General features: G+C 32.8%; 15 protein-coding genes. 12 read left to right on the forward strand and 3 right to left on the reverse strand.

Annotated elements, in window-relative coordinates:
* Positions 1-154, reverse strand: a 154-nt coding sequence (locus tag N4A57_RS18685; protein ID WP_442863868.1) for a transposase, incomplete at its 3' end; no start/stop codon positions are given.
* 535 nt (positions 155-689) lie between these two features.
* On the opposite strand from N4A57_RS18685, the gene N4A57_RS16030 reads away from it, so the two are divergent.
* The 4 genes from N4A57_RS16030 (at position 690) to N4A57_RS16045 (ending at position 4,033) form a co-directional block, all read left to right on the forward strand.
* A complete protein-coding gene (locus N4A57_RS16030) occupies positions 690-1,028 on the forward strand; it encodes an AbgT family transporter (protein ID WP_293659079.1) in 339 nt (112 codons plus the stop codon).
* Positions 1,029-1,196: 168 nt separating this feature from the next.
* Positions 1,197-2,513 carry a hypothetical protein gene (locus N4A57_RS16035; RefSeq protein WP_293659057.1) on the forward strand — a complete coding sequence of 439 codons (1,317 nt, stop codon included), beginning with the start codon at positions 1,197-1,199 and terminating at the stop codon, positions 2,511-2,513.
* A 91-nt stretch (positions 2,514-2,604) separates the two neighbouring features.
* Positions 2,605-2,724 (forward strand): AbgT family transporter, encoded by a 120-nt coding sequence (locus tag N4A57_RS16040; RefSeq protein ID WP_293659058.1) that lies wholly within the window; start codon positions 2,605-2,607, stop codon positions 2,722-2,724.
* Positions 2,725-2,836: 112 nt separating this feature from the next.
* Entirely contained in the window at positions 2,837-4,033 is a 1,197-nt protein-coding gene (locus N4A57_RS16045) for a M20 metallopeptidase family protein (protein ID WP_293659059.1), read from the forward strand.
* Positions 4,034-4,124: 91 nt separating this feature from the next.
* Here the strand turns inward: N4A57_RS16045 and N4A57_RS16050 are convergent, their stop codons facing one another.
* The gene (locus N4A57_RS16050; protein WP_293659060.1) at positions 4,125-4,553 is read right to left on the reverse strand and encodes an Lrp/AsnC family transcriptional regulator; all 429 of its coding nucleotides are present in this window, start codon (positions 4,551-4,553) and stop codon (positions 4,125-4,127) included.
* Positions 4,554-4,828: 275 nt separating this feature from the next.
* Here N4A57_RS16050 and N4A57_RS16055 point away from each other — a divergent pair, with 275 nt between their 5' ends.
* Both N4A57_RS16055 and N4A57_RS16060 read left to right on the forward strand, forming a co-directional pair.
* A complete protein-coding gene (locus N4A57_RS16055) occupies positions 4,829-6,226 on the forward strand; it encodes an oxaloacetate decarboxylase subunit alpha (protein ID WP_293659061.1) in 1,398 nt (465 codons plus the stop codon).
* Positions 6,227-6,242: 16 nt separating this feature from the next.
* Entirely contained in the window at positions 6,243-7,430 is a 1,188-nt protein-coding gene (locus tag N4A57_RS16060) for a pyridoxal phosphate-dependent aminotransferase (RefSeq protein ID WP_293659062.1), read from the forward strand.
* 194 nt (positions 7,431-7,624) lie between these two features.
* Here the strand turns inward: N4A57_RS16060 and N4A57_RS16065 are convergent, their stop codons facing one another.
* Positions 7,625-8,158, reverse strand: coding sequence for a hypothetical protein (locus tag N4A57_RS16065; protein WP_293659063.1), 534 nt, complete (start codon positions 8,156-8,158; stop codon positions 7,625-7,627).
* Between the two features lie 86 nt (positions 8,159-8,244).
* Here N4A57_RS16065 and uvrC point away from each other — a divergent pair, with 86 nt between their 5' ends.
* The 6 genes from uvrC to N4A57_RS16095 all read left to right on the forward strand — a co-directional run bounded on the left by uvrC (position 8,245) and on the right by N4A57_RS16095 (position 15,604).
* Positions 8,245-10,095, forward strand: coding sequence for an excinuclease ABC subunit UvrC (gene uvrC, locus N4A57_RS16070; RefSeq protein WP_293659064.1), 1,851 nt, complete (start codon positions 8,245-8,247; stop codon positions 10,093-10,095).
* A gap of 8 nt (positions 10,096-10,103) precedes the next feature.
* Positions 10,104-11,015 (forward strand): HPr(Ser) kinase/phosphatase, encoded by a 912-nt coding sequence (gene hprK / locus N4A57_RS16075; RefSeq protein ID WP_293659065.1) that lies wholly within the window; start codon positions 10,104-10,106, stop codon positions 11,013-11,015.
* 135 nt (positions 11,016-11,150) lie between these two features.
* Positions 11,151-11,624 carry an NADH-quinone oxidoreductase subunit NuoE gene (gene nuoE, locus N4A57_RS16080; protein WP_293659066.1) on the forward strand — a complete coding sequence of 158 codons (474 nt, stop codon included), beginning with the start codon at positions 11,151-11,153 and terminating at the stop codon, positions 11,622-11,624.
* Positions 11,625-11,638: 14 nt separating this feature from the next.
* Positions 11,639-12,004 (forward strand): (2Fe-2S) ferredoxin domain-containing protein, encoded by a 366-nt coding sequence (locus N4A57_RS16085; protein WP_293659067.1) that lies wholly within the window; start codon positions 11,639-11,641, stop codon positions 12,002-12,004.
* Between the two features lie 23 nt (positions 12,005-12,027).
* Positions 12,028-13,824, forward strand: coding sequence for an NADH-quinone oxidoreductase subunit NuoF (gene nuoF, locus N4A57_RS16090; protein WP_293659068.1), 1,797 nt, complete (start codon positions 12,028-12,030; stop codon positions 13,822-13,824).
* A 16-nt stretch (positions 13,825-13,840) separates the two neighbouring features.
* Positions 13,841-15,604, forward strand: a complete 1,764-nt coding sequence (locus N4A57_RS16095; protein ID WP_293659069.1) for an NADH-dependent [FeFe] hydrogenase, group A6 — start codon at positions 13,841-13,843, stop codon at positions 15,602-15,604.
* Positions 15,605-15,628 lie beyond the last annotated feature (24 nt).

The raw sequence follows: 15,628 nt of genomic DNA on the forward strand, positions 1-15,628 counted from the left end.
TAGTTACAGGTTTATTTTTCTTGATCCATCCGCTGATAGTTGATTTTGAAAGGGCATATTCGTCATTTAATTCTGCAAGAGTCTTTCCAGAGTTATAAAGTTCTACTATTGTGTTCTTAAATTCTTGAGTATATCTCTTTTGTCCTTTAGCCATTGTAAACACATCCTTTTCCTACTTTATATATTAATAAGTTCGGCTTTATATGTCTACAATATTATACTAACATCAACTAGAGTATAATGTAAATTTAATATGTACCGTTTTATATCCTTGATGCCTTTTTAACCTTTAATAGAACCACACTTGAACAATAGTGAACTATCAATGTGGAAAAAATTTAACTTTATCGGACAACTTACTTGATAAACACCCATATAGAAATTATTCAATAATAACCATTTGAAATTATGTATATTTTAAATGGTTATATTTTTTTACCTAATAATTAGATGTTTATTGACAATTAGAGACATATTTAAAGTCAATATACAGTCAATATCCTTGAAAGGTATAATTGAGGAAATACATTGAATATTTTCTAAATCCATAATTAATAGTTTTTATGTGAATTTCTTAAAAGGCTACTGATTATCATGTATATTTTAGTAATAAAAGGAGGAGACAAATGAAAAGGAATGATACAAAATTTGTAGTATAAGAAAGAAAAGAAACACTTTTTACACGAGTTATTAAGTGTATTGAAGTTGGGGGAAATAAGTTAACCCATCCATTTTGGCTATTTTTGAGTTTGTGGGGGTTAGTTTTTGTTATTTCTTATGTATTTGCTGGAAGCTCTGCTGTAGTACCTAATTCTGATAAGATTGTTCAAGTTCAAAGCTTAGTAACTAGATACGGTTTGGCATGGACATTAAAGAATGTAGTGAAAAATTATGGTGGGTTTCAGCCATTAGGACTTGTGCTGGTAATGATGATAGGTTTTGGAGTTACAATAGAAAATGGATTATTGCAAGAAGGCATGAAAAAATTAGCTAATGTACCAGATGAGTATTTAGTTTTTTCTGTATGAACTGTATAAGTAAATTACTATTTTAAAATAGTAAACATTTAATTTCATTAAGTCCATATCTCATATAGATTTTTCTTTCAATTTAAATACATTAACATATAAAATATGAATTTTATATGTTAATGTTAAATAAATAATCAACTGTTAAGGGAAGGAAGTGAGTATGTAATGAAATTAGGGGTTATAGGTCCTGAAAAAAGTATAGAGATAGTTAGTGACGTTGTAAGAAAAAACTTTAAATATATAGAATTAGTAAGCCTTAAATATAATATATATAAAGAAGCTCCAGTTATAGTTGAAAAATTTCAAGGAGAGCTAGATGGAATATTATTTACTGGAACAACACCCTTTATATTTGCTAGTAAGCTTGTAATCCCTTCAATACCTTGGGAATATATACCTAGTAGTCATGAATCTTCACTACTAAATGTTTTATTAAAAGCTTCTGCATTAAAGGGTTACGATATATCAAGAATAAGCTTTGATTCCTATAATTCTGACTTGTTATATGAAGCCTATGGAGAGATAGGGATTGAAAAAGATAAATTAAATATTTCCATAGCAGAAGAAAAAATACTTGACAATGAATATATAGATTATTTATATAATTTTCATAAACAAAATTATAGTAATGGAAGGGTTTCTTGCTGCATTACAGGAATTGAAAGTGTATATAAAAAACTTCTATTAAGAAAAATACCTTGCTTTAAAAGTAAAAATACTTCGAATATTATAAGAGAAATGGTAACCAAGTTAAAATTAAAACATTTAGTCCATATTAATCAGACTAATCAAATAGTAGTACTAGTGGTAGAGATGGATTTGCCAGATGAACAGTCAATAATTAATAAAAATGAATATCAAATGGCTTTGAAAAATATGAAAATTTCAGAACAAATTTATTTATTCGCTCAACGTATTCAAGCTGCGGTGATTGAATTGAGTTTTGGGAACTATATTTTGTTTTCTACTAGAAGTATTTTAGAGAGTGAAACAAATAACCTTAGAGAAATAGAGTTGATCAGTATGATTAATAAGAATACAACAAGTACTGTAAGTATAGGTATAGGATATGGTAGAACAGCAAGGGAGGCAAAATATGGAGCTAATCTTGGAAAAGAAAGAGCAAAAAAATGTGGAGGAAATAGAGTATTTGTTGTTTATGAGGGAGAAAAAATAATTGGCCCCATTAATAACTTACAATCTAATAATGAAAAAGAAGAGCAGATTGATGAAAAATTTATTGAAATTGCTCGAAAATCAGGCTTAGGAATAAATACAATTTTCAAGTTGCATAGTATTGTAAAGCAATATAGGTTAAACTCAGTTACTCCTAGCGAGTTAGCTAGGCTTTATGGAATTACACTTCGAAGTATGAATAGGATAATAAGAAAACTAGAACAGAGTGGTTATGTTAAAATTGTTGGAAGAAAATCACCATCTGATGTAGGTAGACCAAGTAGAATAATACATATATTATTTTGACTAAAACTGTGTATGCTAAGGGGATAGTTATTTATATTATTGATGGTATGGTTGATAAAGAATTCAATGAATTGGATTGGTTCTTACTATAATGGCAGGAATTGGGTTAGTAGAACAAACTGGACTTATGTCTGCATGTATGAAGAAATTTATTAGGGGTGTATCACGAATATTATTAGTAGCAGTAGTATTTTTAATGGGTATAGTTTAGAATATTTAATTGACTTTATGGATTATTTTCAAGTTTCCATTGGAATTAGGAGTGGGAATTTATTTATAAGTATAAAAAATTACGTATTAATAAATAGTGGAGGCGTTTTAATATGATAGCTGATAGAATTAGGGGTATAGTTGATGAATTTGAAGAATGGATGATTCATCAAAGAAGAAAGATTCATCAAAATCCAGAACTGAGTAGGCAAGAATTTGAAACAGCCAAACTGATTGTGGATGAACTTAGCAATATGGGGATAGAGGTTGAAAAAGGCTATTATAATACAGGTGTTGTTGGCATTATTAGAGGTCATCATGAAGGGCCAACGATTGGCTTAAGATTTGATATGGATGCTTTGCAAATGGAAGAAATGACAAATCTGCCTTTTAAGTCAATTAAAAGTAATGTAATGCATTCATGTGGACATGATGGACATACGGCAATTGGACTTGGAGTAGCACGTGGTTTAATGAATATAAAAGATGAAATCCATGGTACTGTGAAACTTATTTTTCAACCAGCAGAAGAAGATGCTCCTAATGGGGGGGGATCCCAATATATGATTAAAGAAGGTGTTTTAAAAAATCCAGATGTTGATTGTATGCTTGGAATGCATATATGGCCACAACTAGATACAGGAAATATTTCTATAAAAAAAGGTGTAATGATGGCCTCATCAGATCCTTTCGTAATAGATATTCAAGGAAAAGGTGTTCATGCTTCTTTACCAAGTTTAGGAATAGATCCAATTGTTATTGGAGCCCAAATTGTGAATAATATACAGACAATTGTGAGTAGGAATATTGATTCTTTTGAACAAGCTGTTATTTCAATTGGAGTATTCAAAGGTGGCATGAGATATAATGTTATTCCGGACAAAGTCGTTCTTGAAGGAACTGTTCGGACATTTAATGAAGAAGTAAGGATGAATATATATAATAGATTGAAACTAATTGTTGAAAATACAGCACAATCTTTAGGTGGTCAAGCTATCCTAGATTATAAGTTCTCTTATCCAGCTCTTGTTAATGACGATACAATTGTAGACCTTGTAAAAGACAATGTAGAGGAACTATTAGGTGAAGAAAATTGTATATTATTGGATAGACCAATATCTACCGGTGAAGATTTTGCATATTTTGCAAAGGAAGTACCAAGTGCATTTATTTTTCTAGGTGCAAGAAAAGATGGTGTTGATAACTATCCACTTCACAATCCATATTTTAATTTTGACGAGAAAGCTTTAGCAATTGGTGTCAAAGTGCTTATGACAGCAGCAGTTAAGCTAGGTAGGTCTTATATCTAGGGGAGGGTTTAGAAGATATCATTAAATTAACGTACGACCTATATTAAAAATAATAAAAGCCTAGGAGATTATCCTAAGCTTTTCTCTTTACCTAAATTATTATCTTGTCTTCAATAGGACTTGATAAAATAATAGATGTTTGTGTATTTCCTATTTTTTTAATATCATCAATTAACGCTTCTAATTGTTCCATTGTTTCTACCATGACCTTTAATATCATGGAATTTCCCCCGGTTACGTGATAGCATTCTATTATGGAACTTATGTTGTTAGCATATTCTAAGAACCTATTATACTTGTCCCTTTCCATAGAAGTGTGTATGAATGCTTGGATATGTTTGTTTACTTTCTGGGGGTTTATTATGGCTTTGTAACCTAATATGACTCCATTTTCTTCTAATCTCTTTACCCTTTCTGATACGGCAGGAGAGGTAAGACCTACTTCCTTTCCTAAATCCTTTAGGGAAATTCGACCGTTTTTTTGTAATATCTCCACAATTCTCAAATCCGTTTTATCCATCTCAATCCTCCACTTAAAAAAATAAAGCGAATTTATAATATTAACTATTATTTTAAACTAATACTAGTATAACACTTAAGTTCATAACTGTACATAAGTATGTGGCCATTGCTAAAATATTAGTATAAATATTTTCAATGAAGGAAAGAGGTTTTAGATGGACATAAGTAGTGAAATTTAAAGATTTCTTTTACTAAAATCATTAGATTTACTTGTCGCCTTAGCCTTATTTTAAATAGACAATTAGTTAAATTATATAAATGGAGGAGATTTTTGTGTCGAAAGTAAAGATAACAGAAACCATATTGAGAGATGCCCATCAATCATTAATAGCAACTAGAATGAAGACTGAGGATATGCTTCCTATACTAGAAAAATTAGATGCAGTTGGATATAATGCCCTTGAAATGTGGGGAGGAGCCACTTTTGATTCATGTCTTAGATTTTTAAATGAAGATCCATGGGAAAGGCTTAGAATTATAAGAAAGCGTGTTAAAAATACTAAATTACAAATGTTATTAAGAGGTCAAAATATACTAGGATATAAGCATTATGCAGACGATGTAGTACAGGAATTTGTAAAGAGATCTATAAGCAATGGTATAGATATAATAAGAATATTTGACGCCCTTAATGATGTTAGAAATATAAAAACAGCTATTGAGACTACAGTAAAGGAAGGTGCCCATGCACAGGCTGCCATATCATATACTACAAGTCCAGTACACAATGTGGGTACTTATGTGGACTTAGCTAAAAATATGGAGTCCATAGGAGCAAATTCCATATGTATAAAGGATATGTCAGGACTACTTACTCCTTATGTGGCTTATGAATTAGTAGGTGAGTTAAAAAAGGCAGTTAAGGTACCTATTGAATTACATTCTCATTGTACTAGTGGCCTTGCTAGTATGATGTATTTAAAGGGAATAGAGGCAGGAGCAGATATTATAGATACGGCCATATCACCATTTTCATTAGGAACTAGTCAACCTCCTACAGAATCTATGGTGGCAACCCTTCAGGGATCACCATATGATACGGGGTTAGATATAGGAATACTTAATGAAATAGCAGAACATTTTGCTCCTTTAAGGGAAAGGGCTATTGAAAGTGGTCTTTTAAATCCAAAGGTATTAGGAGTTAATATTAAGACATTAACTTACCAAGTACCAGGAGGAATGTTGTCTAACCTTGTATCCCAATTAAAGGCACAAAATGCCCTAGATAAATTTGAAGAAGTATTAAAGGAAGTACCAAGAGTTAGGGAAGATTTAGGATATCCACCACTAGTTACTCCTACAAGTCAAATGGTTGGAACTCAATCCGTGTTAAATGTATTAACAGGTGAAAGATATAAAATGGTACCTAAGGAAGTTAAGGCTTATGTTAAGGGCATGTATGGAAAGTCAACTGTACCTATGAAAGAGGATATTATTAAGAAGATCATAGGAGATGAAGAAGTAATTACTACAAGACCGGCAGATTTAATAAAACCCCAATTAGAAGCAATTAAAAATGAGATGAAAGAATACTTAGAACAAGAGGAAGATGTATTATCTCATGGTCTATTTCCTCAGGTGGCAGAAGAATTTTTTAAATTTAGAGAGACAACAAAGTACAAAATAGATAGTGATTATGTTAATATGGAAGAAAAGATTCATCCAGCATAAGAAGGGAGTAAGTATAATGGGAAAGATTTTATCTACTAAGAATGGAAAAATATCTCCATCTATTACACTAGCCATCACGGCAAAGGCTAAAAAGATGAAGGCAGATGGAATTGATATAGTTAGTTTTGGAGCAGGAGAGCCGGATTTTAATACACCTAAGTTCATACGTGAAGCGGCTATGGATGCTATGGAAAAGGGGCTTACAGGGTATACACCTGCATCAGGATTATTAGATCTTAAAAATGCCATATGTGAAAAGTTTAAAAGGGATAATAACTTAGAGTATAAGGCAGAAAATATTGTAGTATCTAGTGGTGCAAAGCATTCTTTGTTTAATGCATTACAAGCCCTTTGTAATCCAGGGGATGAAGTTATAGTACCTGTGCCATTTTGGGTAAGTTATCCAGAATTAGTAAAACTTGCAGATGCTACGCCCCTATTAGTCCAAACTACTGAAGAAAATTCTTTCAAATATACAAGGGAAGAATTATTAAGTAATATAAATGAAAAGACTAAGGCAATCATATTAAATAGCCCTAACAATCCAACGGGTAGTGTTTATACTAAGGAAGAATTAGAAGAAATAGCTAAGATTGCCATAGATAATAATATATATGTAATATCTGATGAAATATATGAAAAGTTAATGTATGATGGAGACCATGTGAGTATTGCCTCATTAAACGATGAAATAAAGGATTTAACTATAGTTATAAATGGTATGTCTAAGGCTTACGCCATGACAGGTTGGAGAATAGGCTATATGGCTGCTAAAAAAGAAATCATAAGTATTATTAATAATATACAAAGCCATGCCACTTCTAATCCAAATACTATGGCCCAATATGGAAGTATTGCAGCCCTAAGGGGAGATGAAAGTCCTATCAAAGACATGGTTTGTGCCTTTGATGAAAGAAGAAAGTTCATGGTAGATAGAATAAATTCTATAGAAAATTTATCCTGTGGTACTCCAAAGGGAGCTTTCTATGTGATGATTAATATTTCAAAACTAAAGGGGAAGACCTTTGATGGATATAAAATAGAAGGTTCTATGGACTTTGCAAATTACTTATTAGATAAGGCCAAAGTGGCTGTAATTCCAGGGGTTGCCTTTGGTGCAGATGATTATATTAGATTATCTTATGCTACTTCATTAGATAATATTAAAGAAGGATTAAATAGAATAGAAGCAGCTATTAAATAAAAATAGATATGATTAGTTAGGCATATGAAAAAAATAAACTAGTCAATTTTCTGAGGAATTTGGATTATTTTCAAGGCATGGTGAGCGAGCATATTAAACATATGTAAGCGATTCCATAACGAAGAAAAGAATTCAAATAGCCAGTAAAATGACTAATTTATTTTTTGAATATGCCTTAAACTAATCATACCTATTTATTTTAGTATTACACCACGACCTAATTTTTCTTTAGTTAATACAACACCAACAGAGTCTCCAACCTTTAAATCATTAAAGCCTATATTCATGGCCCTATCATTTCTTTTAAGAACTATAATACAATCTTTAGTAGTTCCTATAGTATAATCTATTATAGGAGATGAATCATCTATATGCTGTTCTAAATGAAAAGTATTACTTTTTTTATCAATACTAATGATCTCACCATAAACAAATTCTTCACCCTTTGAAGCACTGGCTTCACTAAAATCTAAATAGTTTTTAGGGTAGGATACTCTTATAAAATCCTTTATACTTATTTTATAATTTAATTTTTCAGGTAAAATATTAATAGGAACATATATGGTATCATCATACTTTAAAATATTTATATTTCCCAGGTTAATATTTTCTACCATAAAGGGTATATTTTCTAATAGGGCATCTACATTATCATATTGTATTCCAAAGGTTGGAAAAGTTAAGAAAATAATTAGTAAAAGTGCTACTATAAGTTTTTTTACTATCATAGGACCTCCTTAAAATATTATTGTATTTAGAGTATGAACAATATGAAAAAATATATACATGTATTAAATGAAATAGAGGTGAAAATTTGATTATAAAAGATAAATTAAAGGACCTACCAAAGGAACCGGGCGTATATTTAATGAAAAATGAAAAGAGACAAGTTATCTATGTGGGAAAGGCTAAAATATTAAAAAATAGGGTCAGTCAGTATTTTAGAAATTCTTCTAATCATACAAATAAGGTAAGAGCCATGGTGGCACACATAGTTGACTTTGAATATATAATTACGGATTCAGAAATGGAAGCCCTAGTATTAGAGAGTAATTTAATAAAAAAGTATTATCCTAAATATAATGTACTTCTTAGGGATGATAAACAATATCCTTATATAAAAATAACCATAGGTGAAAAGTATCCAAGGATAATTAAGACTAGGAAGGTCTATAAGGACAAGGCAAAATATTTTGGCCCATATACTCAAGTAAGTGCAGTTAATCAAACTATAGATCTAATAAAGAAGTTTTATCCATTAAGGACTTGTAGAAAAAATTTAGATAAGAATAATGAGAGACCCTGTCTTAACTATCATATAAAAAAATGCATAGGACCATGTACTAAAAATGTATCTAATGAAGAATATATGAAAATGATAGATGAGATAATACTATTTCTAAAGGGAAAAGATAAAATACTCATTGAAAAGATTGAAGATAAGATGAAAAGTGCTGCCATGAATATGGAGTTTGAATTGGCGGCAAACTATCGAGATCAAATAATGGCCATTAAGGCCATTACAGAAAGACAAAAGATAATAAGTACATCCCATATAGATCAGGATGTAATAGCTGTGGCTAAGGGAACTGAATATGCTTGTGCTATGATCTTCTTCATAAGAAGTGGAAAGTTAATAGGAAGGGAAAAATATATACTTTCTAACATAGATGGGGATTCTAAAGGTGAGATTATAAGTTCCTTTATAAAACAATTTTATTCTGGAACTCCATTTATTCCAAAGGAAATATTAGTAGAGACAGATTTAGAAGATAATGAAATAATAGAAAAATGGCTTGGTACTAAAAAGGATTCTAAGGTCAGCATAAGGGCTCCAAAGCGAGGAGAAAAAAAGGAATTAGTAGATTTAGTTCATAAAAATGCAGTGGACATGCTAAATGAAGAAAAATTAACTATAATGAGAGAAAGGGAAAAATCCCAAGGAGCCTTAGATGAGTTGGCCAAGTTACTGGGAATAGAGGGGTTAAAAAGATTAGAAGCCTTTGACATATCCAACACTCAAGGGATTTTTTCTGTGGCATCCATGGTAGTATTTGAAGATGGGAAAAGTAAGAGAAGTGATTATAGGAGATTTAAAATTAAAACTACAGAAGATATTAATGACTATGCTAGTATGCAGGAAGTAATATTTAGAAGGCTTAGGAGAGGGTTAGAGGAAAAGGAAAAACTCACAAAGGAAAAGGCCCTTGTAGGAAAGTTTAATGATTTTCCCCATTTAATATTAGTTGATGGTGGACTGGGCCATGTAAATGCTGCCACGGAAATATTAAATGCCCTAGATCTAAATATACCAATAGCTGGTATGGTTAAGGACGATAGACATAGAACTAGAGGTTTAATATATAAGGGAGAAGAAATAAATATACAAAAGCAGGTGAAAGTCTATCAATTAATTGGTAAAATACAAGAAGAGGCCCATAGGTTTGCCATAACCTATCATAAGAGTTTAAGGGGTAAAACTATGGTTGAATCCATATTAGACCAAATAAAGGGAATAGGGCCAAATAGAAGAAAGGGTCTACTTAAGAAATTTAAGACTATAGAAAAAATAAAGGAAGCGTCTATAGAAGAATTGGCTAAAGTGGATGGAATGAATAAAAAATCTGCAAAGGAAGTTTATGACTTTTTTAAAAGGAAAAAGTAGGTGATTAAATGACAAAGGTGTCAGTAAGAAAAATGGCAGAAGATTTAAATTTAGAAATAATTCACATGCCAGAGGAAGAAAAGTGTATAGAAATATCGGAAATAAATAGACCAGGCCTTCAATTATCTGGATTTTATAAGTATTTTGCCTATGAGAGGGTTCAGATTATAGGGAAGGTAGAATGGACATATTTCAATGATATGGAAGATGATAAGAAGAAAAAAAGGGCAAATGAATTTTTTAAATACAACATCCCCTGTGCCATAGTTACTAGAAATTTAGAAATACCAAAGGAATTATTAGAGGCTGCTAAAAAACATAATAAGCCATTACTTAGGGCAGATATGGGAACTACTAAATTTGTAAGTAAAATAATTAATTATTTAGAGGATGAGTTAGCTCCTGTAATAACTAGGCATGGCGTATTAGTAGACGTATATGGTATTGGTATTTTAATGGTTGGAGAAAGTGGAATAGGTAAGAGTGAAACAGCCCTAGAACTTATTAAAAGGGGACACAGATTAGTTGCAGATGATGCGGTGGAAATAAAGAAAAAAGATATGAATGTGGAAGGTAGTGCCCCAGAACTCATAAGGCATTTTATGGAGATTAGGGGAATCGGTATATTAGATATAAAACATTTATATGGTGTAGGTTCTGTTAGGGACAAAAAGAATATAGAGTTAGTTGTAGAGTTAAAGAATTGGGAACAGGGTCAATACTATGATAGATTAGGATTAGACGAGGAATATACCAATATATTAGATGTGGAGGTAAGCAAAATAAGTTTACCTATAAAACCTGGTAGAAATTTAGCCATGATCATAGAGGTGGCAGCTAGAAACTACAAACAAAAGAAGATGGGCTTTAATGCAGCTGAGGCTTTAAGTAGCAGGATATTAGGACATACAATGGAATAAATAAAAAGACTAAGAATTTTTCTTAGTCTTTTTATTTTGGAAAAAAATTCTTGTTATAGGGCAAAATCCAAACAAATTTTCAGAAAATTCTGCTATAATTAAAATAGTTATATATTTACAGGAGGGGGAGGTTTTATGTCTAAGACGCTGTTATGTGACGAGAATCTAAAAAAATTAGACCATGCAATTGAAGAAAATAGAAGAAAGAAAGGCGCACTTATACCTATTTTAAATGAAGCACAAAGGATATTTGGTTGTCTGCCACTTGAAGTACAAAAAAAGATAAGTGAGGAATTAAATATTCCACTTTCAGAAGTTTATGGAGTTGTTACTTTTTACTCCCAATTCACCTTAGAACCTAGGGGAGAGTATACTATTGGAGTATGTCTAGGAACTGCTTGCTATGTTAAAGGATCACAAAATATTTTAGATAAAATTAAAGGTGAATTAAAGATTGATGTGGGAGAAACTTCAAAGGATGGTAAGTTTACACTAGAGGCCACTAGATGTATAGGAGCCTGTGGTCTTGCTCCTGTAATTATGATTAATGATCATGTGTACGGAAGATTAGTAGAAGATGATATTCCACATATATTGAAAAAATATTAATAAGGGGTGAGTTTATGAAGTCATTAGAGGAGTTAGGAAAAATAAGAGAGGAAGCTAGAAATAAAATAGAAATAAGAGATTCTAAAGGGAAAGTAAGGATCGTAGTTGGAATGGCCACATGTGGTATTTCAGCAGGGGCTAGACCTGTCCTTTTAGAACTCATAAATGAAGTGAACAAAAGGGGTCTTAAGGATGTGGTAGTAAGTCAAACGGGATGTATTGGTGTATGTAGGCTAGAGCCTATTGTGGAAGTATATAAAAGTGGAGAAAATAAGGTCACCTATGTGGAAATGACTCCAGGGAAGGCTCAGAAGATAATAGTAGAACATATAGTAAATGGTAATGTGGTGGATGAATATACTATAGGTGCAGTGAAATAGATTTAAATTAAGGGGGGATTTAAATGGATTTTTATAGATCTCACGTATTAGTATGTGGGGGTACAGGTTGTACGTCTTCAGGATCTGAAACTTTAATAGATACTTTTAATGAGGAAATAAAGAAGAATGGATTAGAAAATGAAGTAAAGATTGTAAAAACTGGCTGCTTTGGACTTTGTGAGGTAGGTCCCATTGTAATTGTTTATCCAGAGGGGGCTTTTTATGCCTATATAAAAAAGGAAAATGTGAAGACCATAGTAGAAGAACATTTGCTTAAGGGTAGAATAGTAGAGAATCTTTTATATGAAGATGCTAAGGATGAAGATAAGATACGTTCCTTAGATGAGGTGGATTTTTATAAAAAGCAAAAGAGGGTGGCCCTTAGAAATTGTGGTGTTATAGATCCTGAGAATATTGTGGAGTACATAGGCTATGATGGATATAAGGCCTTAGGTAAAGTTCTAACCACCATGAGTAGGGAAGAGGTTATTGAAGAAATAAAAAAATCAGGCCTTCGCGGTCGTGGAGGTGGAGGATTCCCAACGGGTATTAAATGGACATTTGCCCATAGGGCTAAGGGTCATGAAAAATATGTGGTTTGTAATGCTGATGAAGGAGACCCAGGTGCATTCATGGATAGGTCTGTCCTAGAGGGAGATCCCCATAGTGTTCTAGAGGCCATGGCCATAGCAGGCTATGCCATTGGAGCTAGTCAAGGATACATATATGTAAGGGCAGAATATCCTATAGCCGTTAAGAGACTCCAAATAGCCATAGAACAAGCTAAAAAGTATGAATTGTTAGGACATGACATATTTGGCACAGGATTTTCCTTTGACCTAGAAATTAGATTAGGAGCAGGGGCATTCGTTTGTGGAGAGGAAACTGCCCTATTAAATTCCATAGAAGGTAAGCGTGGTATGCCAAGGCCAAGACCACCATTTCCTGCTAATGAGGGATTATGGGGAAAACCTACCCTTCTTAATAATGTGGAAACTTATGCAAATATAGTTCCTATCATATTAAATGGAGCTGACTGGTTCTCGTCTATTGGAACAGAAAAATCCAAGGGAACTAAAGTTTTTGCATTAGGAGGAAAGATAAATAATACGGGACTTGTGGAAATTCCCATGGGAACTACCTTAAAGGAAATCATTTATGAAATAGGTGGAGGTATTCCTAATGATAAGGCTTTTAAAGCAGTTCAAACGGGAGGACCATCTGGGGGATGTATACCTGCTAAGAATTTAGATACTCCTATTGATTATGATAATTTAATAGGCCTTGGTTCCATGATGGGATCAGGTGGAATGATAGTAATGGATGAAGATAATTGTATGGTGGACATAGCAAGGTTTTTCTTGGATTTCACAGTGGATGAATCCTGTGGAAAATGTCCTCCTTGTAGAATAGGAACTAAGAGAATGCTTCAAATATTAGACAAGATAACTTCAGGTAAGGGGGAACTTGAGGATATAGATAGATTAGAAGAATTGGCTAAAAATATTAAGGAATCAGCCCTTTGTGGACTTGGCCAGACGGCTCCAAATCCTGTATTGTCCACATTAAGACATTTTAAAGATGAGTATATTGCCCACGTGGTAGACAAAACTTGTCCAGCGGGAGTATGTAAAGATTTACTTGCCTATCATATAGATGAAAATCTATGTAAAAAGTGTGGTATATGTGCTAAGAAGTGTCCATCAGATTGTATAGATGGAGTTAAAGGTAAGGAAGTATTTAAAATAGATAAAGACAAATGTGTTAAATGTGGAGCTTGTATGGAGGCTTGTCCATTCAATGCCATAATTAAGAAATAAAGGGGGCGAAGAATTTATGGAAAAGGTAACTTTGACTATTGATAATATAAAAGTTTCTGTGCCTAAAGGTTATACAATCCTAGAAGCTGCTAAGGAAGCTAATATAGATATACCTACACTTTGCTATTTGAAAGAAGTAAATGAAGTGGGAGCCTGTAGAATGTGTGTTGTGGAAGTTAAGGGAGCAAGATCATTACAAGCTGCCTGTGTACATCCTGTAAGTGATGGTATGGAAGTAAGAACTAATAGTAAAAAGGTTAGGGATGCTAGAAAATCCACATTAGAATTAATATTATCTAATCACAATAGGGAATGTTTAACTTGTGTTAGGAACAAGACCTGTGAACTACAATCCCTATCAGAGGAATTAGGCATAAGACATATTCCATATGGTGAAGCTAAGGTGGAAGGTACCATAGATAGCATATCCCATTCAATAGTTAGGGATTCTAGTAAATGTATTTTATGTGGAAGATGTGTAAATACATGTAAAAAAGTTCAAGAAATAGGGATTCTTGATTTTGTGAATAGGGGATTTAATACGGAGGTAGCACCAGCCTTTAATGTGAGCATGATGGATTCTCCTTGTATTTATTGTGGTCAATGTATAGTTGCCTGTCCGGTGGCAGCTTTAAGGGAAAAGGATGACATAGAAAAGGTATGGGATGCCCTATCAGATGAAGATACATTTGTAGTGGCTCAAACGGCTCCTGCTGTAAGGGCTGCCCTAGGAGAAGAATTTGGTTATGACATAGGAACGAGAGTTACGGGAAAAATGGCTGCTGCTTTAAAAAGACTAGGCTTTCATAGGGTATTTGATACTAACTTTGCAGCAGATTTAACTATTATGGAAGAGGGTCATGAATTATTAGCTAGGATTAAAAATAAGGGAGTACTTCCTATGATTACTTCTTGTTCTCCTGGTTGGATAAGATATTGTGAATTTAATCATCCAGATATGCTAAAGAATTTATCAACTTGCAAATCTCCCCATCAAATGATGGGAGCTATTGTTAAAAGTTATTTTGCTAATAATAAGGGGATAGATCCTAAGAAAATATTTGTAGTATCCATAATGCCATGTACGTCTAAAAAGACGGAGGCCATGAGGGATGAAATGAATGTGAACGGTTTAAGGGATGTGGATGTAGTACTTACCACTAGGGAATTAGGACGTATGATCAAACAGGGAAGAATAGATTTTAGAAATTTAGAGGATGAAATTTTTGATCAAGACTTACTTGGTGAATATAGTGGTGCTGGAGTTATATTTGGAGCTACTGGTGGAGTTATGGAGGCAGCCCTTAGGACTGTGGCAGAAGTATTAGAAGAAAAGCCCCTTGAGGATATAAATTTTACAGCCGTACGTGGGGTTGAAGATATAAAAGAAGCTAAACTTAAACTAGGAGGAATAGATGTAAAGGTAGCTGTTGCTCATGGAACTAAAACTGCAGATAAATTATTACAAATGGTTAAAAGTGGAGAAAAGGAATATGATTTCATAGAGATAATGGGATGTAGTGGTGGATGTGTAACAGGTGGAGGTCAACCCCATGTACCTTCTAAGAAATTGATGGATACGGATGTGAGGGTAGAAAGGGCTAAGGCCTTATATGAAGAAGATAAAATTCTACCCGTTAGAAAGTCACATGAAAATACTATGATTAAGAAATTGTATGAAGATTTCTTAGAACATCCAAATAGTCATAAAGCCCATGAGTTATTACATACTCATTATTATAAGAGAGAAAAGTATCCAAAGGATAAGGTAAAGAAATAAAAAGATAGTGGCCCCTAGGAGGCC

The organism is Anaeromicrobium sp., from assembly GCF_025210435.1.
Lineage (GTDB): Bacteria > Bacillota > Clostridia > Peptostreptococcales > Thermotaleaceae > Anaeromicrobium.

Coding starts and splice junctions, on each gene's coding strand:
- N4A57_RS16045 (WP_293659059.1), top strand. CDS start 2,837: ATGATAGCTGATAGAATTAGGGGTATAGTTGATGAATTTGAAGAATGG.
- N4A57_RS16050 (WP_293659060.1), bottom strand. CDS start 4,553: ATGGATAAAACGGATTTGAGAATTGTGGAGATATTACAAAAAAACGGT.
- N4A57_RS16065 (WP_293659063.1), bottom strand. CDS start 8,158: ATGATAGTAAAAAAACTTATAGTAGCACTTTTACTAATTATTTTCTTA.
- N4A57_RS16085 (WP_293659067.1), top strand. CDS start 11,639: ATGAAGTCATTAGAGGAGTTAGGAAAAATAAGAGAGGAAGCTAGAAAT.
- N4A57_RS16040 (WP_293659058.1), top strand. CDS start 2,605: ATGGCAGGAATTGGGTTAGTAGAACAAACTGGACTTATGTCTGCATGT.
- nuoE (WP_293659066.1), top strand. CDS start 11,151: ATGTCTAAGACGCTGTTATGTGACGAGAATCTAAAAAAATTAGACCAT.
- N4A57_RS16060 (WP_293659062.1), top strand. CDS start 6,243: ATGGGAAAGATTTTATCTACTAAGAATGGAAAAATATCTCCATCTATT.
- N4A57_RS16035 (WP_293659057.1), top strand. CDS start 1,197: ATGAAATTAGGGGTTATAGGTCCTGAAAAAAGTATAGAGATAGTTAGT.
- N4A57_RS16095 (WP_293659069.1), top strand. CDS start 13,841: ATGGAAAAGGTAACTTTGACTATTGATAATATAAAAGTTTCTGTGCCT.
- nuoF (WP_293659068.1), top strand. CDS start 12,028: ATGGATTTTTATAGATCTCACGTATTAGTATGTGGGGGTACAGGTTGT.
- hprK (WP_293659065.1), top strand. CDS start 10,104: ATGACAAAGGTGTCAGTAAGAAAAATGGCAGAAGATTTAAATTTAGAA.